General features: G+C 64.0%; 21 protein-coding genes. 13 read left to right on the top strand and 8 right to left on the bottom strand.

Annotated elements, in window-relative coordinates; all coding sequences use genetic code 11:
• Positions 1-51 precede the first annotated feature (51 nt).
• The 3 genes from IC50_RS04285 to IC50_RS41045 all read left to right on the top strand — a co-directional run bounded on the left by IC50_RS04285 (position 52) and on the right by IC50_RS41045 (position 2,788).
• Positions 52-1,815, top strand: coding sequence for an MOSC and FAD-binding oxidoreductase domain-containing protein (locus IC50_RS04285; RefSeq protein WP_035700838.1), 1,764 nt, complete (start codon positions 52-54; stop codon positions 1,813-1,815).
• Between the two features lie 28 nt (positions 1,816-1,843).
• On the top strand, positions 1,844-2,275 hold the full coding sequence (locus tag IC50_RS04280) for a VOC family protein (RefSeq protein ID WP_035700835.1): 432 nt from the start codon (positions 1,844-1,846) through the stop codon (positions 2,273-2,275).
• Between the two features lie 195 nt (positions 2,276-2,470).
• Positions 2,471-2,788: a hypothetical protein gene (locus IC50_RS41045; protein WP_244429521.1), complete on the top strand. Its 318-nt coding sequence runs from the start codon at positions 2,471-2,473 to the stop codon at positions 2,786-2,788.
• A gap of 24 nt (positions 2,789-2,812) precedes the next feature.
• On the opposite strand, the gene IC50_RS04270 is transcribed toward IC50_RS41045, so the two are convergent.
• Positions 2,813-3,805, bottom strand: coding sequence for an AraC family transcriptional regulator (locus IC50_RS04270; protein ID WP_050990887.1), 993 nt, complete (start codon positions 3,803-3,805; stop codon positions 2,813-2,815).
• Positions 3,806-3,922: 117 nt separating this feature from the next.
• Between IC50_RS04270 and IC50_RS04265 the strand changes: the two genes are divergently transcribed.
• The 3 genes from IC50_RS04265 (at position 3,923) to IC50_RS04255 (ending at position 6,360) form a co-directional block, all read left to right on the top strand.
• On the top strand, positions 3,923-4,459 hold the full coding sequence (locus IC50_RS04265; RefSeq protein ID WP_035700829.1) for a carboxymuconolactone decarboxylase family protein: 537 nt from the start codon (positions 3,923-3,925) through the stop codon (positions 4,457-4,459).
• 47 nt (positions 4,460-4,506) lie between these two features.
• Positions 4,507-5,013 carry a YkgB family protein gene (locus IC50_RS04260; protein ID WP_035700978.1) on the top strand — a complete coding sequence of 169 codons (507 nt, stop codon included), beginning with the start codon at positions 4,507-4,509 and terminating at the stop codon, positions 5,011-5,013.
• A gap of 1,119 nt (positions 5,014-6,132) precedes the next feature.
• Complete coding sequence (locus IC50_RS04255) at positions 6,133-6,360, top strand: hypothetical protein (protein ID WP_035700976.1); 228 nt, start codon at positions 6,133-6,135, stop codon at positions 6,358-6,360.
• Positions 6,361-6,619: 259 nt separating this feature from the next.
• On the opposite strand, the gene IC50_RS04250 is transcribed toward IC50_RS04255, so the two are convergent.
• The 3 genes from IC50_RS04250 to IC50_RS04240 form a co-directional block, all read right to left on the bottom strand.
• Positions 6,620-7,567, bottom strand: a complete 948-nt coding sequence (locus IC50_RS04250) for an aldo/keto reductase (RefSeq protein ID WP_035700827.1) — start codon at positions 7,565-7,567, stop codon at positions 6,620-6,622.
• A gap of 104 nt (positions 7,568-7,671) precedes the next feature.
• Positions 7,672-9,102, bottom strand: a complete 1,431-nt coding sequence (locus IC50_RS04245; RefSeq protein WP_244429520.1) for an MDR family MFS transporter — start codon at positions 9,100-9,102, stop codon at positions 7,672-7,674.
• Positions 9,103-9,164: 62 nt separating this feature from the next.
• Positions 9,165-10,340, bottom strand: a complete 1,176-nt coding sequence (locus IC50_RS04240; RefSeq protein WP_063826446.1) for an HlyD family secretion protein — start codon at positions 10,338-10,340, stop codon at positions 9,165-9,167.
• A 156-nt stretch (positions 10,341-10,496) separates the two neighbouring features.
• Here IC50_RS04240 and IC50_RS04235 point away from each other — a divergent pair, with 156 nt between their 5' ends.
• From IC50_RS04235 to IC50_RS04220, 4 genes are all read left to right on the top strand, one after another.
• Positions 10,497-11,138 carry a TetR/AcrR family transcriptional regulator gene (locus tag IC50_RS04235; protein WP_035700973.1) on the top strand — a complete coding sequence of 214 codons (642 nt, stop codon included), beginning with the start codon at positions 10,497-10,499 and terminating at the stop codon, positions 11,136-11,138.
• A gap of 93 nt (positions 11,139-11,231) precedes the next feature.
• Positions 11,232-11,717, top strand: a complete 486-nt coding sequence (locus IC50_RS04230; protein WP_157460821.1) for a hypothetical protein — start codon at positions 11,232-11,234, stop codon at positions 11,715-11,717.
• Positions 11,718-12,050: 333 nt separating this feature from the next.
• Positions 12,051-12,734 (top strand): response regulator, encoded by a 684-nt coding sequence (locus IC50_RS04225; RefSeq protein ID WP_035700967.1) that lies wholly within the window; start codon positions 12,051-12,053, stop codon positions 12,732-12,734.
• A complete protein-coding gene (locus IC50_RS04220) occupies positions 12,731-14,692 on the top strand; it encodes a sensor histidine kinase (RefSeq protein WP_035700818.1) in 1,962 nt (653 codons plus the stop codon). The genes IC50_RS04225 and IC50_RS04220 overlap by 4 nt, the downstream gene beginning before the upstream one ends.
• A 136-nt stretch (positions 14,693-14,828) precedes the next feature.
• On the opposite strand, the gene IC50_RS04215 is transcribed toward IC50_RS04220, so the two are convergent.
• A complete protein-coding gene (locus IC50_RS04215; protein ID WP_035700964.1) occupies positions 14,829-15,119 on the bottom strand; it encodes a hypothetical protein in 291 nt (96 codons plus the stop codon).
• A gap of 235 nt (positions 15,120-15,354) precedes the next feature.
• Here IC50_RS04215 and IC50_RS04210 point away from each other — a divergent pair, with 235 nt between their 5' ends.
• Positions 15,355-15,579 carry a cysteine rich repeat-containing protein gene (locus IC50_RS04210; protein WP_035700815.1) on the top strand — a complete coding sequence of 75 codons (225 nt, stop codon included), beginning with the start codon at positions 15,355-15,357 and terminating at the stop codon, positions 15,577-15,579.
• A gap of 276 nt (positions 15,580-15,855) precedes the next feature.
• Here IC50_RS04210 and IC50_RS04205 read toward each other — a convergent pair whose 3' ends face one another.
• Together IC50_RS04205 and mddA are read right to left on the bottom strand one after the other, a co-directional pair.
• Positions 15,856-16,278 carry a GFA family protein gene (locus IC50_RS04205; RefSeq protein WP_035700812.1) on the bottom strand — a complete coding sequence of 141 codons (423 nt, stop codon included), beginning with the start codon at positions 16,276-16,278 and terminating at the stop codon, positions 15,856-15,858.
• 89 nt (positions 16,279-16,367) lie between these two features.
• Entirely contained in the window at positions 16,368-17,156 is a 789-nt protein-coding gene (gene mddA, locus IC50_RS04200) for a methanethiol S-methyltransferase (RefSeq protein WP_035700810.1), read from the bottom strand.
• A gap of 133 nt (positions 17,157-17,289) precedes the next feature.
• Here mddA and IC50_RS04195 point away from each other — a divergent pair, with 133 nt between their 5' ends.
• Positions 17,290-18,837, top strand: coding sequence for a winged helix-turn-helix domain-containing tetratricopeptide repeat protein (locus IC50_RS04195; protein WP_035700807.1), 1,548 nt, complete (start codon positions 17,290-17,292; stop codon positions 18,835-18,837).
• A gap of 212 nt (positions 18,838-19,049) precedes the next feature.
• Here the strand turns inward: IC50_RS04195 and irr are convergent, their stop codons facing one another.
• Positions 19,050-19,535, bottom strand: coding sequence for a Fur family transcriptional regulator Irr (irr, locus tag IC50_RS04190; RefSeq protein ID WP_035700805.1), 486 nt, complete (start codon positions 19,533-19,535; stop codon positions 19,050-19,052).
• Between the two features lie 445 nt (positions 19,536-19,980).
• On the opposite strand from irr, the gene IC50_RS04185 reads away from it, so the two are divergent.
• A complete protein-coding gene (locus tag IC50_RS04185; RefSeq protein ID WP_035700802.1) occupies positions 19,981-21,531 on the top strand; it encodes an ABC transporter substrate-binding protein in 1,551 nt (516 codons plus the stop codon).
• Positions 21,532-21,645: the final 114 nt, after the last annotated feature.

Genomic DNA, 21,645 nt, shown 5'->3' with positions numbered 1-21,645 from the left:
GGCTGCAACCGGCTAAAAAGATACCCCGGATCGGTCGAAACGGAGCGGCACATGGCGCGACTCCTGTCGGTGAATGTCGGACTTCCTCGCAACATCGCCTGGAAGAATCGCACCATACGCACCGGGATCTGGAAAAATCCGGTGCATGGCCGCTGTCGGGTCGGCCGATTGAACCTGGACGGAGATGGTCAAGGCGATCTGGGCGGCCACGGAGGCGAACAACGAGCGGTCTTCGTCTACCAAATTGAAGCATATCGCCACTGGCAGAAGCAGTTGGGCCGCACCGATTTCGTCCACGGGCAGTTCGGCGAGAATTTCACGATCGAAGGACTGCCCGACGATGCCGTTTGCGTAGGCGATCGCTATCAAATCGGCAGCGCCGTGTTCGAGGTCACTCAACCGCGCGTGACCTGCTATCGCGTCGGCATTCGGACCAACGAGCCGAAGATGCCGGCACTGCTGACGTCCAGCGGACGGCCAGGGTTCTACTTCCGCGTCCTGCGCGAAGGCGAGGTCGGCGCCGGCGACGAAATCGTGAAGGTGGGAGAGGCAGACGAGCGGATAACCGTCGCCGAGATCAACGCGCTGCTCTATTCGCCCAATCACCCGCGCGATCGACTGGAGCGCGCCTTGCGGATCGAGGCGCTTTCGCAGGGATGGCGCGCGTCATTTGAGGCATTGCTTCAGAGCCAGACGAGTGATGCGAGGAGGAGCGGCAACGCAGGCCTTGCTCCGGCAGCCGCGTCACATCCGGTCTCTCCGGGATTTCGGCCGCTCGTCGTTACGTCGATCGATCGAGAGGCCTTGGACGTCATCTCTCTTTCACTGCAGCATCCGGATCGTGAGCCACTGCCGCCGCCTCTGCCCGGCCAGTACGTGGTCCTGCGCCTTCCGCGAACCGAGGGCCCGCCGCTCATTCGCAGCTACTCAATCTCGGGGCCTCGATCGACAGAGGGCTATCGGATCAGCGTCAAGATCGAGCCGAATGGAGCGGCCGGAAATTACCTGAACGAGCACATCCACGCAGGCGATATTGTCGAGGTGAGTTCTCCGCGAGGAGGATTTACCCTGGAACCCGGGGAGCGGCCGGTGGTGTTGCTCAGCGCGGGGATCGGGGCAACGCCCGTTCTGGCCATGTTGTACGCCCTGGCAGCGGCCCGCGCGACACGACAGGTTTTCTGGCTGCATGCGGCGCGCGACGGGCGGCATCATCCGTTCGCGCATGAAGTACGCCGCCTGATGCTTGCCCTCCCCCAGGGCCGCAGCTTCGTCTGCTACAGCAGACCGGATCCCCGCGACAAGTTGGGCGAAGATTTCGATGCTCCTGGCCGTCTGTCGCAACCGGCCTTCAAGGACATCGGCATCCCGCATGAGGCGGATGTCTACCTCTGCGGGCCGACTCGTTTCATGGCGGACATGAAACAGGCGCTCGCAGCGTTCGGTATGTCTCCCGGGCGGGTTCATATGGAAATCTTCAATGGCGGCGAATCATTGACGCCCGGCATCGTCGGCGCAGCCATGCGAGCTCCGCACCCGCCCGAGGACGCCGCCGACAGCGGCCCGCTGGTATCCTTCGCGCGAAGCGGTATCGCCGTCCATTGGAAGCCATCGGCTTACGCAAGCATTTTGGAGTTGGCCGAGGCATGCGACGTTCCGGTCCGTTGGTCGTGCCGGACGGGCGTCTGTCACAATTGTGAGAGCGGCTTGATTTCCGGCGCGGTGGCCTATGAGCCGCTACCGCTCGATCAGCCGGCCGACGGCAATCTTCTGATTTGCTGCTCACAGCCGGTTCGGGACGTCGTGATCGATTTGTAGATCGCAAGGCGCAATCAGCGGGGCCATCATGAAGTTTTCGTTCGAGGTGATTACCGTTCCCGTGGCGGACGTCGAGCGGGCGCTGCGCTTCTATGTCGATCAGGTCGGCTTCGTGCTCGACGTCGACTATTCACCGAATGGCACATTCCGCGTGGTGCAGCTCACGCCCTCCGGCTCGAGCTGCTCGATCCAGATCGGCAAGGCCATCACCGACGCGCCCCCTGGATCGCTTCGTAACGCCTATCTCGTCGTCACGGACCTCGAGGCCGCGCGCCGCCACCTGCTGGAACGCGGCGTTCAGGTCAGCGATATCAGGCACAAGACGCCGATCGCCGCGTGGGACGGACGCTTCGCCCCGGGCCTCGATCCCGCGCGCGGGGACTACGCCAGCTTCGCCGACTTTTCGGACCCGGATGGCAATAGCTGGGTGCTCCAGGAACGAGGCTACCGCAAGGCTTGACGCGTGCGGCAACGTCCAGACAGGTCGTGCCCGGCGCAAGAGGCCGCTTCGACCCACGACCGGTCCCGTTCATCGATGCTTGCGAGACGAAAGAGCATATCTTCGAGATCGCGCAGCATTCAGCCCTTCGCCTCCATGACTATCGTGCCCCGCAAGGAGCCGCTCATTCCGAGCCTCCACCAAGGGAGCGCCAACATGTCCCATAGCTCGAACCAAACCAACTCGATCCGTTCCGCGTTTGCAGGCCTTGTCCTCGTCGCGCTACTGGCGCCCGCGCATGCGGCCGATCGAAACACCTCCATCGACGTTCTTCCCGACCTGCCGGCGCGTGCGGCCGAGCATTTGGCTTCGGCCGAGCTGACGTCGCACCTGCCCTGGCTCGCTCCGGTCGGCCACCACCAACCGAGCCGCGCCGACGCGCCTCAATCGGGTTCTCTGTCGGCCTGGGAGCGCGAGCAGCAACGACGCGATCAGATGCTGGATCGAAGGCTGATCATCTGCCGTGGATGCTGACGTTGCCGCCTCGAGCGCGCTTGCCTATGCATTTTCGCCCCTCGATATCGCCTCTGCGCTCGCCAACTCCAGCCCGTCAATCGTCGCTGGAGCCTGCGCCGCCTTTCGCCATTGCGCAGGGGTCAGGCCCATATGGGCCTTGAACGCCCGCTGGAACGCCGCTTCTGACAGATAGCCGACCGTTTCCGCCACTGCTCCGGTCGAGATCGACCCTTTTCTCAATTCATTCGTTGCCAGCGTCATCCGGATGTCGGTCAACAGATCGCTCGGCGAACGTCCGACCTTCTCCTGGAATTGACGGGCAAGCGTCGCACGCGACATATTCGCGAGCTGTGCGAACTCGGGCAGCGTCCATGCGCGCGCAGGCTCGTTGAACATCGCCGCGACCACCGGCGCGAGGCGCGGGTGACCTGCCAGAGCAAGCAGCCCGCGCGGTGCGTCCCCGGTCTCGCTGGCGAGGCGGAGCACGAGCGCGAACATCGCCGTCGACAGCGCGTTCAGCATCGCACGGCCACCGAGATGATCGTTTGCCGCCTCGCCGCGCATCAGGGCAACGAGGCCCGCGAGCTGCCCGGCAGTATCCCGCTCGCCGGCCCGCGAGCTGGCACGCACGATGAGGACCGGCGGCAGATAGCTGCGCAGCAGCCGGTCATGCGGCGGGGCGATCGAAAAATGTCCGCACAACAGATCGAGCCGCGCGTCCGAGCCGGGATTTTCGCTGATCGTGAAGTTGAGTGACGCGCGGTTGTGAGCCTTCAGCGGCGCAGCGCCGCCGCCGTCGTGCATGACATGTCGTGGATTGCCGGGCAGCAGGAGAATGTCTCCGGCTTCCAGCCGCAGCGGCTTGCCGCCGGCCGGGTCGTCCAAGATGGCCGAGCCACCAACGACCGCGTGATAGGGCATCTCATTCGCCCCGCCCGGCCCCTGCTCGATCCGCCAGGGCGCACCGTAGGAGCAGCGCAGATCCAGGCGACCGCGCACTGGCATCATCTCGAACAGCCGGCTCAGCCAATCCATCATACCCTCTCGAGACGAATGAGCATATATAGTAGCCTTTGTAGCATTCAATATCTCATACCCGGACCATATTGTCACTCCGCAATCGTTCACCACCCCAACCAAAGGAGTGCCACCATGTCCCGTCTTCCCATCCCGAACCTCGAAGCCGACGCCGGCTCGTCCGGCCAGGTCTACGCCCAGATCAAGAAGGCTATCGGCAGCGTGCCGAACACCTTTGCGGCGCTCGCCGCCCACGGCCCGGCCGCGCTCAAGGCCATCCTCGCTGCAGACACCGTGCTCGCCTCCGGAGGCCTGACCAAGTCCGACAGGGAGATCATCAAGCTCGTGATCAGCGAGGCCGCCCGCTGTGACTATTGTGTCGCCGCCCACAGCCATCTCGGAAAGCTCGTTGGCCTGACACCGGACGTGCTGAAGCAGATCCGCGACGGTCGGCCGACTGGCGATGCCCAGCGTGATGCGCTGGTCGCCTTCGTCGACAAGCTCGCGCGCACCAGCGGCACGGTCAGCGACAAGGATTTCGCCGCGATCAAGGCTGCCGGCTACAGCGACGCACAGCTCGTCGACATCAGCCTCGCCTTCGCCACCACCGTGTTCACCAACGTCTTCAACCGCATCAACGACACCGAGATCGACTTCCCCGCCGTCGCGTGAAGCCACTGAGCGAAGTGTCAGATCTCAACCATGAAAGGATCACGACCATGACTACGCTTTCCGCAACTGCCCAAAGCCCGATTGTCCGTGCGCTGAACGGCTCCGGCCTGCTCGCGCAAGACCTCGACTACCACGTCGTCCGCGCCTCGATGGTGATCATGTTCTTCTTCTTCGGCTATCAGAAGTGGTTTCCATATGAGTTCGAGCGGCTGGTCCCCTTCATCAGCAACGGGCCGTTGATCTGGTGGCTCTATCCCGTGTTCGGCCACGCCGGCGCCAGCTATTTCCTCGGCGTCTCGGAATGGACCTTCGGCGCACTGTTGCTCGCGGGCTTCTGGAGCCACCGGCTCGGCGTGCTCGGAGCGCTGGGCTCGACCGGCACCTTCATCGCGACCGTTACCATCATTCCCTTCATGCCGGAGGGTTGGGACGTCGCCGCGGGAGGCTTCCCCGCGATGACGGGCAACGTGCCCTTCCTGATGAAGGATGTCGTCCTGCTCGCTGTCTCCTTCTATCTGCTGCGGCAGGACCTGGTTCGCCTCACGCGGCAATAGGGTGGCACCCTGCTGAAGCGCGAAGCGTCGCCGGCGAGAGCCCACCTCGCCGGCGATTGCGCGTTCGCGAAGGTCCTCCACCCTGCGGTCGGGCGCGACGCAAGCAGGCTTCGCGTCGGATCGTACCTTCCTGCGGTTGGCCAAGGTAGCCTGCCTTGGCAGCCGCACGTCGGCAGCTTCATCGCATTCTCGATCCGGCATCATGGAAACAATCCGCGAAGCTTCTTCCTTCACGGACCTTCTCGCCGACATCAACTGCGTGGCGACCTGCGACTTGTGGCGATGATTGGCAGGATGAGCGGAGACACTTCAATCTTCAAACAGCAAGGCGCGCCTCCACGACCTCGCGACGCATGACGCCCGAGTCTTGTGCTGCTCACGACGCCCTTCCTTGGAAAGGGCGCAGGGAAGGCCGGGCGCCGGCTGGCACCCGCGGTCCGCTGTGCGCAAATTGCGCGAAAATAGATGCACAGCGGCATACAGGGCAGCCCGGACATCCCGGCCTTTCCCTGCGCAGTGGTTTGACGGCTTATGACGCGCTCTCCCCGGGGAGCGATGCACTATTGCCCCCGTCGTCTTGCGGATGATCGGTGCGCGGACCCGGTCGGGCCGCCTCACCACCGCAAGCCTTGACGCACAGACCCCGGGCGTCAGGACCACACGCTTTTGCCGTACGCTGGAATCGCACCGGTCGTGTGCGCGCCGCTCAACCGCTCACGGGCCAACCCGCCCTGCGATTGCATGCGCGCCGATGCGCTCCGCGCCCACCGCCACCCGGCCCGCGTATCGTGACGATCGCGAAACGCCCCTTATCCTTGGGCCGGGATGAAGATCCTATACGACATTTCCGAATTTCGGTCAATCGGAATCTCGGAGACCCGCACATTGCCTTGGCTGCCCCCCAACGCAGGGCCAACGGCGGGCGTCTCGAAGGATGGCTACAGGGAAATCGTTCTCAAGTGCGGGTGTTGCCTCCGAGCGCGGAAGCGAGCCGGCACCTGCCACGCGACCGTCGCGCGACCGGATAAGCGTCGCGCCCGAACCGCCAGTGGCCGTTCGACTTCCACGCGCCAGTACCTATATCCTGTCGCAACCGATGTGATGCAGCGGACAGCTTCGATGGCCAGGAGACGCACGACGGACGCCGACGACCTTCCCCGCTATTTCGTTTGGGTCCGGGGGCTCGAGGGGCCCGAGCCGCAGAAATGGACGGCGATGGATTTCGGCGTCGGCGACTGGAAGCGACCGCTCGTGCTGGCGTACCTGGAGCTCCCGGAAGAGGAACGGCCCCTGTCGCTGTCAGTCCTGGCGCAGCGGTATCCGCCGCCGCGAGTCGAACTTTCGTGAGCGGGGTGTGTACTCATAACGCCGGCCCCCGCAAGAGAAGGCGGAAGTCACTTCGCTTGACGTGATCGGCGGCTTGTGACCCGTAGCGGACTTCGGAAGCCGAGGGATTTCGCTCTCTCGCGACGGCGACGCGGGCAAGCACTGGGTCATTCGGAGTTGCTACCGGGAACCTATACCAGCAGTTTGGCGCCGAGTACCCCCGCCGTGCCTCAAGACAATTCTCTACCTCCTGCCCGGAAACTCATCGTGCCGACGCAGTTCATTCAACTCGTCTCGCCCGAGGGATAAATCCCGGTATGCCGGTCTCGACCACGGCGTTGAACCTGACGGTCGTGGTGATAGCTTCCCGGATGTCCCGCATGGCGTCGTCGGGCAGGGCGGAAATGTCAAAGCTCTCCTGGATGCGTTGTGGTTTGGTCGAGGTGGTCAGGAAAGCGGTGCCGCGCTGCACAGCCCAGGCCAAGGCCACCTGGGCCGGCGTTTTGTGCACACGCTGCGCGATCGCAGCAATCACGGGATCTTCCAATACGCTTGGCTCCATGGCGTGTCCCAAGGCTGCAAACGCCTGCAGTACGATTCCGTGCTCTTGGCAGAAATCGAGCAGATCCCATTCGGGCAGATATGGATGCGATTCGATCTGCACCATCGCGGGCCTGATCCGCGCGGCCGCGACGATCTCGCGCAAATTCTTCAGCGTGATGTCAGATAGACCGATCGACTTGCAGTCACCATCGTCGACGAGCCGCTCCAGTGCACGCCATGTCTCCAGCAACGTCACGCCTGGGTCATAGATTACCTGGCCGCGATCGTCCCGCGGGTCCTGCTCGTCGCCGGGTTGAAAAGCAAACGGCGTATGGACGATATAGCAATCGATCGTGTCGAGTTGCAGTCGGCGGCGGCTGGCGTCGAAGGCCGGCTTGACGCGCTCGGGACGGTGATTTGTGTTCCAGAGCTTCGTGGTTACGAACAGGTCCTCTCGCCGAAGCGTTCCCGCCCTGAAGGCGTCCTGGATAGCTTCGCCTACCGCTGCCTCATTGCGGTAGCGTTCCGCGCAATCGAGATGTCGAAATCCCGCTTCCAATGCAGCCCTCGTGGCTTGTTTCGTTGCGTTCTGATCCTGAATGAGTGTGCCAAATCCGACAGCGGGAATTGTCCCGGATTCGTGGGTGGAAATCCTCGTGTAGCGGAGCGCGCTGGAAGTTGTCATGTTCCTGCTTTCTTGTTGGAGCTCGGCCGCCGCAGATGCGGCGTCCGTCGAGTGCGACAGACTGAGACTGTTCGATGCGGTCTCATCTCACCATTCCACGGTCCTCAACCTGTCGGCCGCGGTTTGCGAAGAAAAAGCACCAGCGGGCTCACGACGAGCATGGCGAACATCAGAATCTTGAACTGACCGATGACCGCGACGACAGCCGCCTGGTGGGTAACCATGCCGTTGAGCGCCGCAAGGCCGGGCTTGGCCATTGATCCGGCGACATGCGCGGCGGTCCGGTAGGGCATGAGGTCCTTGGCGAGCGCGACATGCATGGCCTGGGTGTTGCCGTAGAAGAAGATCTGCACCACGGCAATGCCTATCGTGCTGCCATAGAGCCGCGACAGGTTGATGAGTGCACTGCCTTCCGGGCGGAGCTTCGGATCGAGCGTACTGAACGCGGCTTTGGCGAGCGCCGGAATCACCATGCCGAGCCCCGCACCTTGGAGGGAGCCGGCCTCGGCGACCGGGCGCCAATCCATCGCCGGCGAATATCCGAGCATCAGCCAATTGGCGTAGACCACCAGTGCCATTCCGCCAACCAGAAACGGGCGGTAGTCGACTTGCGCCGGGACCAGGCTCGTCAACAGCACCCCTCCCACGAGCGCAACGCCCCGCGGGATCGTCATGTAGCCCGTGGTGTCGACCGGGTAGTTGAGCAGCTCCTCCAGCATCGGCGAGGTCAAAGCCAAGGTCGGCAGCAGGACGAGGCCGACGGCGAAGGAGATCATCGTCGAGAGGACGAGATTGCGATCCCTGAACAGCGCCGTGCGGAGAAAATGCTCCTTCGTCGTCATGACGTGCACGACGAACAGATAGAATCCCAGAATGGAGACGACCGCCTCAATCCAGATTTCCATGGAGTCGAACCATTCCAGGCGCTCGCCGCGGTCGAGCAGCACTTGCAGGCCGATCATGCCGAGCGAAAAGGTCGCCAAACCGAAAAAGTCGAAGGGTTGCGTTCGCTCCGCCCTCTTGTCGCGAAGCCAGAACGCCATCGCGAGAAATATGAATGCCGTCATTGGCAGGCTGACATAGAAGATCGAACGCCAGCCGAGATATTCACTGAACCAGCCGCCGATACTCGCTCCGCTGCTGATGCCGAGAAGAGAGCACACCGTCCAGGCCAGGCTCAGGCGGGCACGCCGCGTGGGTGGCTGCACCTCAAGCAGGATCGCCAGCGAAAGCGGCGCAAGCGGGCCGCTTGCAACTCCCTGGACGATCCGGGCAAGCACGAACTGGACGGACGTCGTCGCCAGCGTATCCAGCACAAGACCTAGCGCGAAGATGATGAGGGAGAATTGGTAAACCGACTTCCGTCCACAGCGTCCCGCAAGCCAGCTCGTGACCGACATGGCTACGGCGCTTGCCGCGATATAGGAGGAAAACACCCACCCGACCTCGTCATTGGCCATCGAGAGGGTTCCCTGGATATGCGGTAGCGCCGCATTGGGCAGCGAGATGTTGACGGCCTGCATGTAGGTTGCCATGAGAGCCGCGAGCGAGATGGCCCGATGGCTATCCGCTGCAACGGTCGATGGAACGACGGCACTCATCTGAGCCCCGCCGCGTAGGTTGGCTGCAGCAGGTGGCGCAAGCTCCCACGATAGCCGGTATCGACCCGCGCGGTGACACTGATGCCCGAAAACAATGGCCTGCTCGCGTCAAAGTCATCGAGCTCGAGACGCACCGGCAGACGCTGGACCACCTTGACCCAATTTCCGGTCGCATTTTCGGGCGGCAGGACCGAGAAATCCGATCCGGTGCCGGGGCTCATGCTGACGATGTGCGCCCTGAATTTGCGATCGGGATACGCGTCGACCTCTATCGTTGCCTCCTGACCCGGACGCATATGGGTCAGCCCTGTCTCGCGAAAATTTGCTTCGATCCAGACGTGACGGCTCGACAGCAGCGAAAACACCGGCGCTCCGGCATTGACGAAGCCGCCGATCTGTAGATCGTCGACCCTGGTGACGACACCGTCGTCGGGCGCCGTCACCGTCGCATAGGAAAGATCGAGGCGGGCACGATCAAGCTGGGCCTTGGCCGCACGAACCGTCGGATGGCGATTGACGTCAATGTCCGGATCGCCGTCCAGAGCCACGATTGTGCTGGCGATCTGTTGCTCAATCGACGAAATGCGCTGGCGCGAGACCTTGAGATTCGTCTCGGCTCGCTCGAAGACCGCACGCGGGGTAAAATCGGAGGCGACCAGCATCTTTTTGCGGTCGTACTCGCGCGCGTCGAAGTCGGCGGAATCCCTCGCCGACTGCAGCTCGGCCTGTTGCTGGCGGTAAGTCGCCTTGAGCCCCTCGATCTGGAGGCGCGCGCTGCCGAGCCGCGCCTCCGCCTGATCGACAGCGATCTGGTAGGGCTCCGGGTCGATTCGGAACAGGACCTGGCCCTGCCGGACATTCTCGTTATCGTGCACGGCGATCTCAATCGCTTGGCCGGAAACTCGGGCGTTGACGGTCAATTTCGCGGCCCGAACGAACGCGTTGTCGGTCGAGACGTAAGGTTCTTGCACGAGATACACGACGGCTCCGAGTGCCGCCGCCATGAGAGGCAGAGCGAGCATGAGCGGTCGGCGCAACCGCTCCATCACGCTCCTTCGGGGTAGCGCGACCGCGCGGTCGAGCGGCGAGTCGTCGACAGTTCGATCAACTCGCGCCTCCGCAGAGCTCTCGCTAAACTCTTCACGCTCGCCCTTCGAGCCGGCGACGGGCAAAAGATCTAGCCGCATGGAAAGCCCTCACCTCAATTCTATTTCGTAACGATCGTTACAATTAATTCACAGCGGCACGACAATCAAGGGGGCTCCCAGTTGTTTTTTATAGCGGATGTTATAAATATGCCTCAGCACACGACGACCGAGATTTTCGACATGCCCCGAAGAAAGAGCGAAACGGCAGCGGCACCTCGCGGGCGGCCGCGTGCCTACGATGCGAAGGCAGCCCTGAAGCAGGCGACCGAGACCTTCTGGAGGACCGGGTATTCGGGCACCCCGCTGGACAAGATCGCGGCTGCAACTGGAATGAGCCCGCCGAGCCTCTATGCGGCATTCGGCAACAAGCACGAACTCTATCTCGAGGCTCTCGCAAGCTATTGGGAGATGACCCTGGCTGCGACGCGCGAGGCGCTCGCGGGGGACCGTCCCTTGGCCGAAGCGTTGATGCTTGCCTATGAGGCGGCGCTGTCCTTCTATTTTTCGCGCAAAGGCTCCGCGCGCGGCTGCTTTGTGATCGGGACAGCGGTAGCCGAGGCGGTCGAAGATGCAGAGATCCGGAAGAGTGTTGCCGCCGGGCTCCGCATGCTCGACGGCGATTTCGAGGCCCGGTTTCGCACGGCGCGCGAGAGAGGCGAGTTGAAGCAAGATGCTGATCCGGAGGCACTTGCACTGCTTGCGTCAGCCACGATGCACACCATCGCAATCCGGGCGCGAGCCGGAGCTCGACGCGCGGACTTGAGGGAGATCGCTCATAAAGCGGTGACCGTGATCTGCGGAAGCCCTTCGGCGTCGCACTGACTCCAACCAACCCAGCTCGTAGACGTGCCTAGGCGCCCCTCTCCAGATCCAGAGCCCCGATGTGATTGGCTTCGAATGATCGCAAAAAGCGCCATGACCCAGCTTCTCGCCGCTTTTCTGCTCATGAAAGCTGACGGGTGCAATGCCGAGATACGGATCGTGAACGATCCCGGCGGCGGGATCGGAAACTATGTTGCCCGGGACGAATGTCTGCGGGCCACAGGCGATGCGATCGTAATCGACGGGTATTGCGCATCCGCCTGCACGATCGTTGTCGGTATTATTCCTCGTGACAAGATATGCGTGACTTCTCGCGCCGAACTCCTGTTCCATGCCGCCTACAACCCGGCCCCGCATGGCCGCAGGCAAACCAAACGCGAAGCTACCGACCTTCTGTATTCGCTATACCCGATCGAAGTTCAGCGTTGGATCAATCAGCGTGGGGGACTGACCCGGCGCGGAACGTTGTTGAGCGGAGCCTCGCTTGCAGCAATGTATTCACGGTGCTCCGGGCACGAAACGCAGGGAGCGATAACTGCTCATCTGCCACGCGAAACTCGCCAATTCGTCGGACATTAACGTAGCGACCCAACGGTTCCGATCGCGTTGTGATCCAAGGTTTCTAGAGGGGGTTGATCGTGCTCAGACTAGACTACCGATGAGATCTGCCGCAGCGCGTTAAGTTGGCATCTGACCTTTGGTCAACGGTCAGCCATGCGGCTCAACCTCGCGACCCGGATTCGTTCATATCTCTCAAAGCAATATAGGACATGTTCCTGAGGCTGCATGGAGCCTTGGTCCCCCTGGGGACCGTATCATTGCCGCCCCCATGATTATGGGTGTCACCGCGTCCGCGCTGCGGCTAGACTTGCCTCGCACCGCGGGGGACACGCGGGTCGCGGGACGATGATCATGACCGAACAGGGCGAGACGGGTGAAGCCATCACCATCCTCCTCGTCGAGGACGACGCGCCGACCTGCTGGCGGCTGCAGGATGCGCTGGTCAAGGCCAGTTACGAGGTGCGTAGCGCCGGGACGCTCGCGGAGGCGCGGCAGGCCCTGAGCGGCGGCGCGCCGCGCGTGCTGCTGACCGACCTGCGGCTGCCCGACGGGCACGGCATCGAGCTGATTCGCGAGATGAGGCAGCGCTCTCCAGACACCGAGATCATGGTGATCTCCGCGCTCGGCGACGAGGAGAGCGTGATTTCCGCAATCACGGTCGGCGCCACCGGCTATCTGCTTAAGGACGCCTTTCCCACCGACATCGCCACCACCGTGCGCGACCTGGTCGCGGGACATTCGCCGATCTCGGCCTCGATCGCCCGTTTCATCGTCCGCAGAACGCAAGGCGCCGCACAGAATTCGGCGGAGCCGCCGCCCGGGCCTGCGCTCAACACGGCGAGGCTGACCCCGCGCGAGATCGACATCCTGTGGGGCATCGCAAAAGGCTTCAGCTATGCCGAGATCGCGAGCCATCTCGGCCTGTCCAGGCAGACCGTGCCCGGCCACATCAAGAACATCTATCGCAAGCTCGAAGTGCACACGCGCAGCGAAGCGGTGTTCGAGGCGGTGCAGCAGGGCCTGATCAAGCTGTGAGCGAGATCGCGGCCAAAGCACCTACGAAGGCACCCAGGAAGGCACCTGCGAAGGCACCGGCCAAACCCGCACGGCGCCGGCTGCTGGCCTCGCGCCTCGTGCCCTATCTGCTGCTCCAGGCCCTGATCGTGATCGCCACCATTCTCGGCCTGCGGCTGCTGCAGCCGAGCGACCCCGAAGACTTCGCGTTAAGCGATTTTTCGGCGCGGGAAGACGGCCTGACGCGCCCCGTGACGCTGCCGCATTTCACGTCGTCGCGCTACGCCCTGGCCGACCCGCCGTTCTACACCGGCGCCTTCACGTTCCGGAGCGCCGATGCGGCCTCGGGCTGGTCGGTGTACCTGCCGCGCTTCAGCAACGCGGTGGAGGTCGCCGTCAACGGCGTCGTCGTGCTCGACTCCCGGCGCGATGCCAATGCCAACCGACCCGACCGCAACACACCTGAGATCGCAGCCATCCCCGCTTCGCTGCTGCGCGAGGGCAGCAACGAGATCACGGTGCGGCTGTTGGTGTGGGGACCATTGAAGGGCTTTCTCGACACCGTCTATGTCGGGCCGGATGCCGCCCTGCGCCCGGCCTATGAGACACGCACGCTGCTGTTCGTCACGCTGCCGGTGGTGTTCTCCGCCTGGCAGGCGATCCTGGCCGTCATCCTCGCGATCATGTGGCTGATGCGGCGCCACGAGCCGGTCTATGGCGTGCTGGCCGCCGCGATGGTGCTCGGCGTGGTGCAGGCGTTCGCGCCGCCGCCGGTGCCGCCGGCCACGGTATCCAGGCTTGCCGCGGTGCTGCTGGCTTCCGCACCGATCGAGAGCGCGCTGATCGTCGTGTTCGGCGTGCTGTTCTTCGGCTGGCGCTGGCCGCGCTACGGCACGCTGCTGTTCGTGCCCGGCGTCGTCGTGTTCGTGGTCGGGCTGATCGGGGGCCCGCCGCTGCCGCGCGTCCTTTTCCTGGTGCTCGGCATCCCCACCGTCGGGCTCTGCCTGTTCCTGATGGCCTGCGTCACGGCAACCGCGGTGGTGCGGCGGCAGGACGCGGCGAGCTTCACGATCGGCTGCGCGGTGACCATCGTGCTGGTCTGCTGGATCCAGGACATGCTCACCGTGCTCGAGATCTCGGCCAACGATCGCATCTTCGTCTCGCGCCTGTCCTATTCGGCGATGCTGGTCGCGATCGGCGCCGGGCTGACCTGGCGCTTTGCCCGCGCGTTGAACCAGGTCGACAGCTTCGCCGGTCAGCTCGTGACGCGCGTGCGCGAAGCCGAGGAACGGCTGAAAGCAAGCTTTGCCCGCGAGGAGGAACGCGCCCGCGCCGCTGCGCTCGCCAACGAGCGCACGCGCCTGATGCGGGACCTGCATGACGGCCTCGGCGGCCAGCTCGTGAGCATCGTCGCACTGTCCGAGCGCGGCAGCGGGGGCGCGACCATCACGGATGCGGCCCGCGCGGCGCTGAAGGATCTGCGCCTCGTCATCGATTCCATGGACGACATCGGCGGCGACCTGATGCTCGCGCTCGGCTCCTGGCGCGAGCGCGCCACGGCGCAATTGCGGCCGCACGACATCGCGCTCGACTGGCGCGTGGCGACGCCGCAGGGCCTGCCGCTGCATCCCGAGCTCAGGCCATGGCACGTCATCCAGATCGTGCGCATCCTCGACGAGGCGGTGACCAACGCGGTCAAGCATGCGCAGGCCCGCCACGTCGCGGTCACCATCGAAACGCATGACGGCGGCCTGGGGCCTTGCGGCGTGATCAGCGTCACGGATGACGGAAGCGGCTTTGCGATGGCCGGCAATGGCGAGGCCGCGGGCGCGGGCCAGACCGCGCGCGGCCTGCGCAACATGAGAAGCCGCGCCGCGCGCTGCGGCGCTGTGCTCGATCTGAATTCCGATGCCTCGGGCACGCGCGTGCGGCTGCAATTGCCGCTGCGTTTCCCCGACAGCGACGCGGCTGCGGGCTGAAAGGCCCCCTCCCCGAACGTGTGAGGCGCACGGAGAGAGGGGACGGGCCAGGACATCTGCCTGCGGAGGACGGGGGGTTCGTCCGCAGGCCCCGTTGGCCCGAAGCGATGCAATCAATTCAATCGAATGGAAACGATCAGCGCACGCCGACGCGATTGACCGGGCCGCCGCGATTCATCGGCGTACCTGCGCGCACGCCGACGCCGGGCGCGCCGAGACCGGGGGTCGCGACCGCAGCCCGCGCAACCGGCGCTCCCGGCGCCACCACCACCGCCGCAGTCGGCCGCGCCACGCAGCCCTTGGGCACCCCGACGGTCTTGCAATAGACCACCGCCTGCGCCGGGCTGGTGCCCAGCGACACCATCGCCGCGCCCGCCAGGGCCATGATCGTCAGCCCGGCGCTCAGCGCTCCAGCTCTCTTCGCCATCTTGCTCTCCTGCTTCCCGTTCGGTGCCCCGATGCAATCACCGGGTTTCGCAGCCGAGGTGCAGCCTGAATGGCAAAAGTCGGCGCGCCGATACATGCCATGAAAATGGGGGTGCGGCGGTCGGGAGGCCGAGCCGACGCCATGAACATGGCATGGACCGGCGCCCCGGCTTCGCGGGATGGTCCGGGCCGCGTGATCCCGGTCGGGACCAACGAGAATTCCAAAGAGGTGCTTTATGAAGATTTCGGTTCTTGCCGCGCTGCTGCTCGCTGCGGCCGTCCTGCCCGCTGCTGCACAGTCCGGCCCATCGCTCCAGGAGCAAATGGCCTGCCGCGGCGACGCCAGCAAATTCTGCGCCGAACATGTCGGCAAGCCGCCGCAGATGAATGCCTGCCTGCGCGAGAACAAGTCGAAGCTCTCGGATTCCTGCCGCAAGGTCGTCGAAGCGCGCGGAGGCTAGTCCGTCATCCGCCTCCCTTGGGAGGAAAGCCGAGAGGGCGGCGCACTGCCGCCCTCTCGAGAAAAGGCCGAAGCCGGGCCTCGGCATCTGGAGAGGCCTCGGCGCACGCCTCGTCCTTCGAGACGGCGCTTACGCGCCTCCTCAGGATGAGGCTAATCTGCGCCGGCGCCCGTCGAACCTGCTGCCGCGCACTCCATCCTCATCCTGAGGAGCCCGCCTGAAGCGGGCGTCTCGAAGGATGGCCGCAGGGAACAGCCTTCACCTGAAGGCGCGCCGCTACTCCTGCATCATCTCGCCGCTGCCGCCGAACTCGGCCGGAAAATCCTTCAGCTTGGGCAGGCCGTCGCGCATCGGCAGCACGGTCTCGGCATAGTTGACGTGGACGCCGGGCGCGAACGCGAGGGTCGGGATGGTGGCGGTGAAGACGTCGACCAGACCGAGCGGCGGATGGTTGGTCATGAGATGGCCGCCGCATTTCCTGCAATATTTGCGCTGGCTGAGCGGCGTCTTGGCGAAGGTCTCGACATTCTGGGCGCCCTCGGTGATGCGCACCGCCTCTGGCTTCCACAGGCTGAAGGCGTTGACCGGGCCGCCCGACCAGGAGCGGCAGGAACGGCAATGGCAATAGCCCATCGCCTCCGGCGCGCCCGTGACCTCGACCGTGACCGCGCCACAGAAGCAGTTTCCGACATGTTTCATTTGGACGTCTCCGTTTTATGAAAAATCGTTATTGCGCATCGGCGCCCCGCGCGTCCGGTTTTCGGTGGGCGCGCGGGGCGGGGCCGAGACTATACTGACCGGCGCCAGGGAATAAGCATCGACACCCGTTGTTTGTACTGCCGGTACTCGTCGCCGAAGAGAGCGACGAGATCGCTCTCCTCCAGCGCGATGCCGACGAAGATGTAGAGCGTGGTCACGGCCGCGAACAGCAGATGACCCGCCGTCATGGTCGGCGCCGCCCAGAACGCGATGATGAAACCGAGATAGATCGGATGACGGACGAACTTGTAGAGCAGCGGCGTCTTGAAGCGCGGCGGCGCCGCTTCCTTGCCGACGAGGTGGTCGGTCACCTGATTCAATCCGAACAATTCGAAATGATTGATCATGAAGGTCGAGGTGAACACCAGCACCCAGCCGGCGAAGGACAGCGTGACCAGTGTCACGGCGAGATCCGGATTCTCGACGTTCCATATGATCGACGGCAGCGGGCGCCACTGCCAGAACAGGAGGAGCAGTGACAGGCTCGCGAACAGCACGTACGTGCTTCGCTCGACCGCCTTGGGGACGAACTGTGTCCACCAGGCCTTGAACTGCCTGCGAGCCATCACGCTGTGTTGAAGGGCGAACAGCGTCATCAGGAGGAGATTGATGATGACGGCCTCGACCGTCGGCGTATCGCTTCCGGTGTCGATGGTCTTGGGAACCATCACTCCCATGACGAAGCCGATGGCGTAGAGAACGGTGACGAAAAACACGAGATACGCCGCAATTCCGTAAAGAAAGGCGATGAACCTGAAAATGCGCGAGCCCGTAACCTCCGGGCCGATGGAATGAACCTGGTGATCGATTTGGGTCATGAAACGCTCCGTTGTGCCGAGACATCGACACTGTTTGGTGTTCGCACCATGCCGGATCGGACGTCCTGAGACTTTCGCGGAGGGTTGATTTTCGCCTGAGACGACTTTGATTTTTGCTTGAGACGACGAAAACGTGCGATTTCGCTTTGAAAACAACGTGCTCGACGGTGACCTTCGGGAGCTCATTTGCGACGGGGCAGCTGTTCCGTTGCAGCCGCAGGTGTTCGATCTCTTGCTTTATCTGGTCGCGCAACGCGAGCGTGTGGTCAGCAAGGGTGACCTGATCAGCCAGATCTGGAGCGACCGCGCCGTCTCGGATTCCGCCCTGAACAGCCGGATCAACGCCGCGCGCAAGGCGCTGGGCGATGACGGCGCGACGCAGCGGCTGATCAAGACCATTCCGCGCAAGGGCTTTCGCTTCGTTGGCGAGGTCCGGGAAGAAACGGCGGCATCCCCGGCGCGGGCGGAAGCCAAGCCTGATCCCCCGCGCGCGGCCGACCGTCCGGCGATCGCGGTGCTCGCCTTCGAAAACATGAGCGGCGATCCCGCACAGGACTATTTCGGCGACGGGATCAGCGAGGACATCCTCACCGCGCTGTCGAAGCAGCGCTGGTTCATGGTCATCGCCCGCAACTCGTCCTTCACCTACAGGGGACGCGCGGTGCACATCGGGCAGATCGCCGAGGAACTCGGCGTCCGCTACATCGTCGAAGGCAGCGTGCGCAAGGCGGACAACCGGGTGCGCATCACCGCGCAGCTCAACGACGCCGTGTCGGGAAACCATCTCTGGGCCGAGCGCTACGACCGCGAGCTCGTCGACGTCTTCGCCGTGCAGGACGAGATCACCAACGCGATCGCCGCGGCGATCGAGCCGCAGATCCATGCGGCGGAGAATTTTCGCGCCCATCGCAAGCCGCCGGCGAGCCTGGACGCCTGGGACCTGCTGATGCGCGCATTGTCGCATTTCTGGCGCGTGACGCGGCGGGATCACGAGGCCGCGCGGGCGCTGCTCGAACGCGCGATCGGAATCGATCCGAACTACGGCCAGGCGCTGTCGGTGCTGGCCGTAAACGACATGTTCGGCGTGCATCTCGGCTGGGCCGAGCTGGCCACCGTCGCCCCGGTCGCCGAAGCCGCTGCGCTCGCCGCGGTGCGCTGCGACCATGAGGACGGCTGGGCGCATGCCGCGCTCGGCAGCGTCTGCTTCTCGACACGCAGGCTTGCGGACGCGCTGTCCGAGTTCGAGCAGGCGCTCGCGCTCAATCCGAACTTCTTGCTGGCACAGAGCTATTACGCACTGGCGCTGTCCTATGCGGGACGTTCCGGGGATTCGTTCGAGGCCGCGCAACGGGCGATCCGGCTGTCACCGCGCGATCCGTCACTGGCGATCTATCACGGCATCGCCGCCTATGCGCGCTTCACCGAACGGCATTATGACGAGGCCATCGCGCTGGCGCGCGAGGCGATCCGCCATCGCGGCGACCTCACCGGCGCCTACCGCGTCCTCGCGGTCTCCGCCGGCATGACGGGCGACGGGACGCTTGCGGCGATGGCGCTCGGCGAGCTCCGCCGCACCCAGCCGGGCATCTCGCTGCACTGGATCGCGACGCAACTGCCGTGGGCCAATGACCGGGATCGCGAGCACTATCTCGAGGGATTCCGCCGGGCGGGGTTGCGGTAAGGCGCGACGCTGCTCTTACCCTCCCCTGGAGGGGGAGGGTCGGCTCACATTGAGCGAAGCGAAATGTGAGACGGGGTGGGGTGACGGTCTCCCCACGTCCAACAGTGCCCGAGTGGAGAGATCACCCCGCCCCGCTCGCGCTGCGCGCGATCGACCACGGGCGAGCTACGCTGGTCCCGGACCCTCCAGGGGAGGGTAAGAGCACAGTGGCGCTACGTTCGCTTCCGGCGCAGGTGGACGATGACGTCGAGCCGCGCGATCTCGTGGCCGGGAAGCGCCTCGGGCACCTTGGTGAAAGCCAGGCCGTCGGCTACGTCGACCAGCATATCCTCGCCTTCGAGATAGAAGTGCGGATGCACGGACGTGTCGGTATCGAAGAACGACTTGATGCCGTCGGCCGCGATCCTGCGCAGCAGGCCGGCTTCGGTGAACTGGTTCAGCGTGTTGTAGACGGTCGCGAGCGACAGATACGCGTTCGCCGCCATCGCCTCTTCATAGAGGCTCTCTGCAGTGACGTGACGATGGCCGCCCAGGAACAGCAATTGACCGAGCGCCAAGCGCTGGCGCGTCGGACGCAGGCCGGCATTGTTCAGCAGCTGCAGGCAGTGCCGCACGCCCGCCTCCGGCGATGCATCGAGGCCGACGACGTCGGTTTCGCTCGCATCGCCCGCAGGAAAGGTCGCGGCCTGGGTGTCCATCGATCACGTCTCACGGCTAAGGGGAACAGAACGCGCAGCACCTCATCCAGTTGCTATCCAATCGCAAAAGCGGTCGCCCGGCTTTGATCCGGATCAAATTCGGTGGATCCGTCTCTGAGGCGCCTGCCGAGCGGCAGCCCGGCGCTCGGCACAGCATGATGGCCTGATGCTTTTGGTCGCAGGCGCACACTTGTGCAATCACCATCGGCATCTGCTCAAGGCCCCTGGTCGCCCGAGCCAGCCTGACGTGGCAGAGGAGCCGACGTCAAAACAGGACGCGCTGTACATTTTTTGTGCGAACACTGTCGAGACTTTCATCTTGCGGCGCCGAACGAGACTGTGTGAGCCTCGATACCGGATGGGGACTGGGATGGGCCGACCGTAGCTTTGCACGCGAGGACGTTGCGAAGCGTCTACGGCTGGTCTCGCTTGAGAAAGATACGACATGCCGAAAAGAGTGTTGCTTGGTCTTCTCCTGGCTTGCGGCCTCGCGGCCCCGGCACTGGCGCAAGAGCCGAAAACGGGTGGCACGATCAATGCCGTGATCCAACCCGAACCGCCCGGCCTGATGCTTGCGCTGGTCCAGAATGGCCCGACCCAGATGGTGTCGGGCAACATCTTCGAAGGCCTGCTGCGCTACAGCCCGAAGCTCGAGCCGCAGCCGGAGCTTGCCGAGAGCTGGAGCATCAGCGAGGACGCAAAAACCTACACTTTCAAGCTGAGGAAGGGCGTGACCTGGCATGACGGCAAGCCCTTCACCGCCGCCGACGTCCTGTTCTCGATCGAGATGCTGAAGAAGACGCATGCGCGTGCCCGCACCAACCTGGCGCAGGTCGACAAGATCGAGGCGCCAGACGACTACACCGTCGTATTCACGCTGAAGCAGCCATTCGGCCCCTTCCTCGGCATCTTCGAGGTCGGCTCGATGCCGATGGTGCCGAAGCATCTCTACGAAGGCACCGACTGGAAGACCAATCCCTACAACAACGCGCCTGTCGGCACCGGCCCCTTCATGTTCAAGGAATGGCAGAAGGGCTCGTTCATCCGTCTGGTCAAGAACCCCAACTATTACGAGAAGGGCAAGCCCTATATCGACGAGATCTACTGGCAGATCATTCCCGACGCCGCGGCGCGTTCGGTGGCGTATGAGACCGGCAAGGTCGACGTGCTGCCCGGTGGCTCGGTCGAGAATTTCGACGTGCCGCGGCTCTCCAAGCTGAAGGACACCTGCGTCACCGGCGCGGGCTGGGAATTCTTCTCGCCGCTGGCCTGGCTGTGGCTCAACAACCGCCAGGGCCCTCTCGCCGACAAGCGGGTGCGGCAGGCGATCATGTATGCGATCGACCGCGACTTCGCCAAGGACGTGATCTGGAACGGGCTCGGCAAGGTCGCGACCGGTCCGTCCGCCTCGACCATCAAGTACTACACCGACGACGTGAAGAAATATCCGTTCGATCCGGCCAAGGCCAAGGCGCTGCTGAAGGAAGCCGGCTACAAGGGCGAGAAGATCCGCCTGCTGCCGCTCGCCTATGGCGAGACCTGGCAGCGCTGGGGTGAAGCCGTGAAGCAGAACCTTCAGGACGTCGGCATGAACATCGAGACCATCGCCACCGACGTTGCCGGCGGCAACCAGAAGATCGCCGACTGGGACTACGACATCGCCTTCACCTATCTCTACCAGTACGGCGATCCAGCGCTCGGGGTCGGCCGCAACTACATCTCCAGCAACATCGCCAAGGGCCAGATGTTCAACAACGTCGAGGGCTACACCAATCCGGAGATCGACAAGCTGTTCGCCGACGGCGCGGTCGCAACCCCGGATTCCAAGCGCAAGGAGATCTACGAGAAGGCGCAGAAGATCCTGGTCGAGGACGTGCCGGTGGCCTGGATGCTCGAGCTGCAGTTCCCGACCATCACGCGCTGCAAGGTCAAGAACCTGATCACCACGGCGATCGGGGTCAACGACGGCTTCAAGGACGCATGGCTCGACAAGTGAGCCCGTCCTTCTTCGCCTCTCCCCGTCTGCGGGGAGAGGTCGAATGTGCGCATAGCGCACATTCGGGTGAGGGGGAGTCTCGACGAGTCCGACTGCTGATACCCTCGCGGAGAG

It is taken from the genome of Bradyrhizobium genomosp. I (2014) (assembly GCF_000261685.1).
In the GTDB taxonomy this organism is placed as follows: Bacteria; Pseudomonadota; Alphaproteobacteria; order Rhizobiales; family Xanthobacteraceae; genus Bradyrhizobium.
Note: the sequence above shows the minus strand (reverse complement) of the source record. Positions and strands in the feature narration are given on the sequence as shown.

Coding starts and splice junctions, on each gene's coding strand:
- IC50_RS04285 (WP_035700838.1), top strand. CDS start 52: ATGGCGCGACTCCTGTCGGTGAATGTCGGACTTCCTCGCAACATCGCC.
- IC50_RS04280 (WP_035700835.1), top strand. CDS start 1,844: ATGAAGTTTTCGTTCGAGGTGATTACCGTTCCCGTGGCGGACGTCGAG.
- IC50_RS41045 (WP_244429521.1), top strand. CDS start 2,471: ATGTCCCATAGCTCGAACCAAACCAACTCGATCCGTTCCGCGTTTGCA.
- IC50_RS04270 (WP_050990887.1), bottom strand. CDS start 3,805: ATGGATTGGCTGAGCCGGCTGTTCGAGATGATGCCAGTGCGCGGTCGC.
- IC50_RS04265 (WP_035700829.1), top strand. CDS start 3,923: ATGTCCCGTCTTCCCATCCCGAACCTCGAAGCCGACGCCGGCTCGTCC.
- IC50_RS04260 (WP_035700978.1), top strand. CDS start 4,507: ATGACTACGCTTTCCGCAACTGCCCAAAGCCCGATTGTCCGTGCGCTG.
- IC50_RS04255 (WP_035700976.1), top strand. CDS start 6,133: ATGGCCAGGAGACGCACGACGGACGCCGACGACCTTCCCCGCTATTTC.
- IC50_RS04250 (WP_035700827.1), bottom strand. CDS start 7,567: ATGACAACTTCCAGCGCGCTCCGCTACACGAGGATTTCCACCCACGAA.
- IC50_RS04245 (WP_244429520.1), bottom strand. CDS start 9,102: ATGGCAACCTACATGCAGGCCGTCAACATCTCGCTGCCCAATGCGGCG.
- IC50_RS04235 (WP_035700973.1), top strand. CDS start 10,497: ATGCCCCGAAGAAAGAGCGAAACGGCAGCGGCACCTCGCGGGCGGCCG.
- IC50_RS04230 (WP_157460821.1), top strand. CDS start 11,232: ATGACCCAGCTTCTCGCCGCTTTTCTGCTCATGAAAGCTGACGGGTGC.
- IC50_RS04225 (WP_035700967.1), top strand. CDS start 12,051: ATGACCGAACAGGGCGAGACGGGTGAAGCCATCACCATCCTCCTCGTC.
- IC50_RS04215 (WP_035700964.1), bottom strand. CDS start 15,119: ATGGCGAAGAGAGCTGGAGCGCTGAGCGCCGGGCTGACGATCATGGCC.
- IC50_RS04210 (WP_035700815.1), top strand. CDS start 15,355: ATGAAGATTTCGGTTCTTGCCGCGCTGCTGCTCGCTGCGGCCGTCCTG.
- IC50_RS04205 (WP_035700812.1), bottom strand. CDS start 16,278: ATGAAACATGTCGGAAACTGCTTCTGTGGCGCGGTCACGGTCGAGGTC.
- mddA (WP_035700810.1), bottom strand. CDS start 17,156: ATGACCCAAATCGATCACCAGGTTCATTCCATCGGCCCGGAGGTTACG.
- irr (WP_035700805.1), bottom strand. CDS start 19,535: ATGGACACCCAGGCCGCGACCTTTCCTGCGGGCGATGCGAGCGAAACC.
- IC50_RS04185 (WP_035700802.1), top strand. CDS start 19,981: ATGCCGAAAAGAGTGTTGCTTGGTCTTCTCCTGGCTTGCGGCCTCGCG.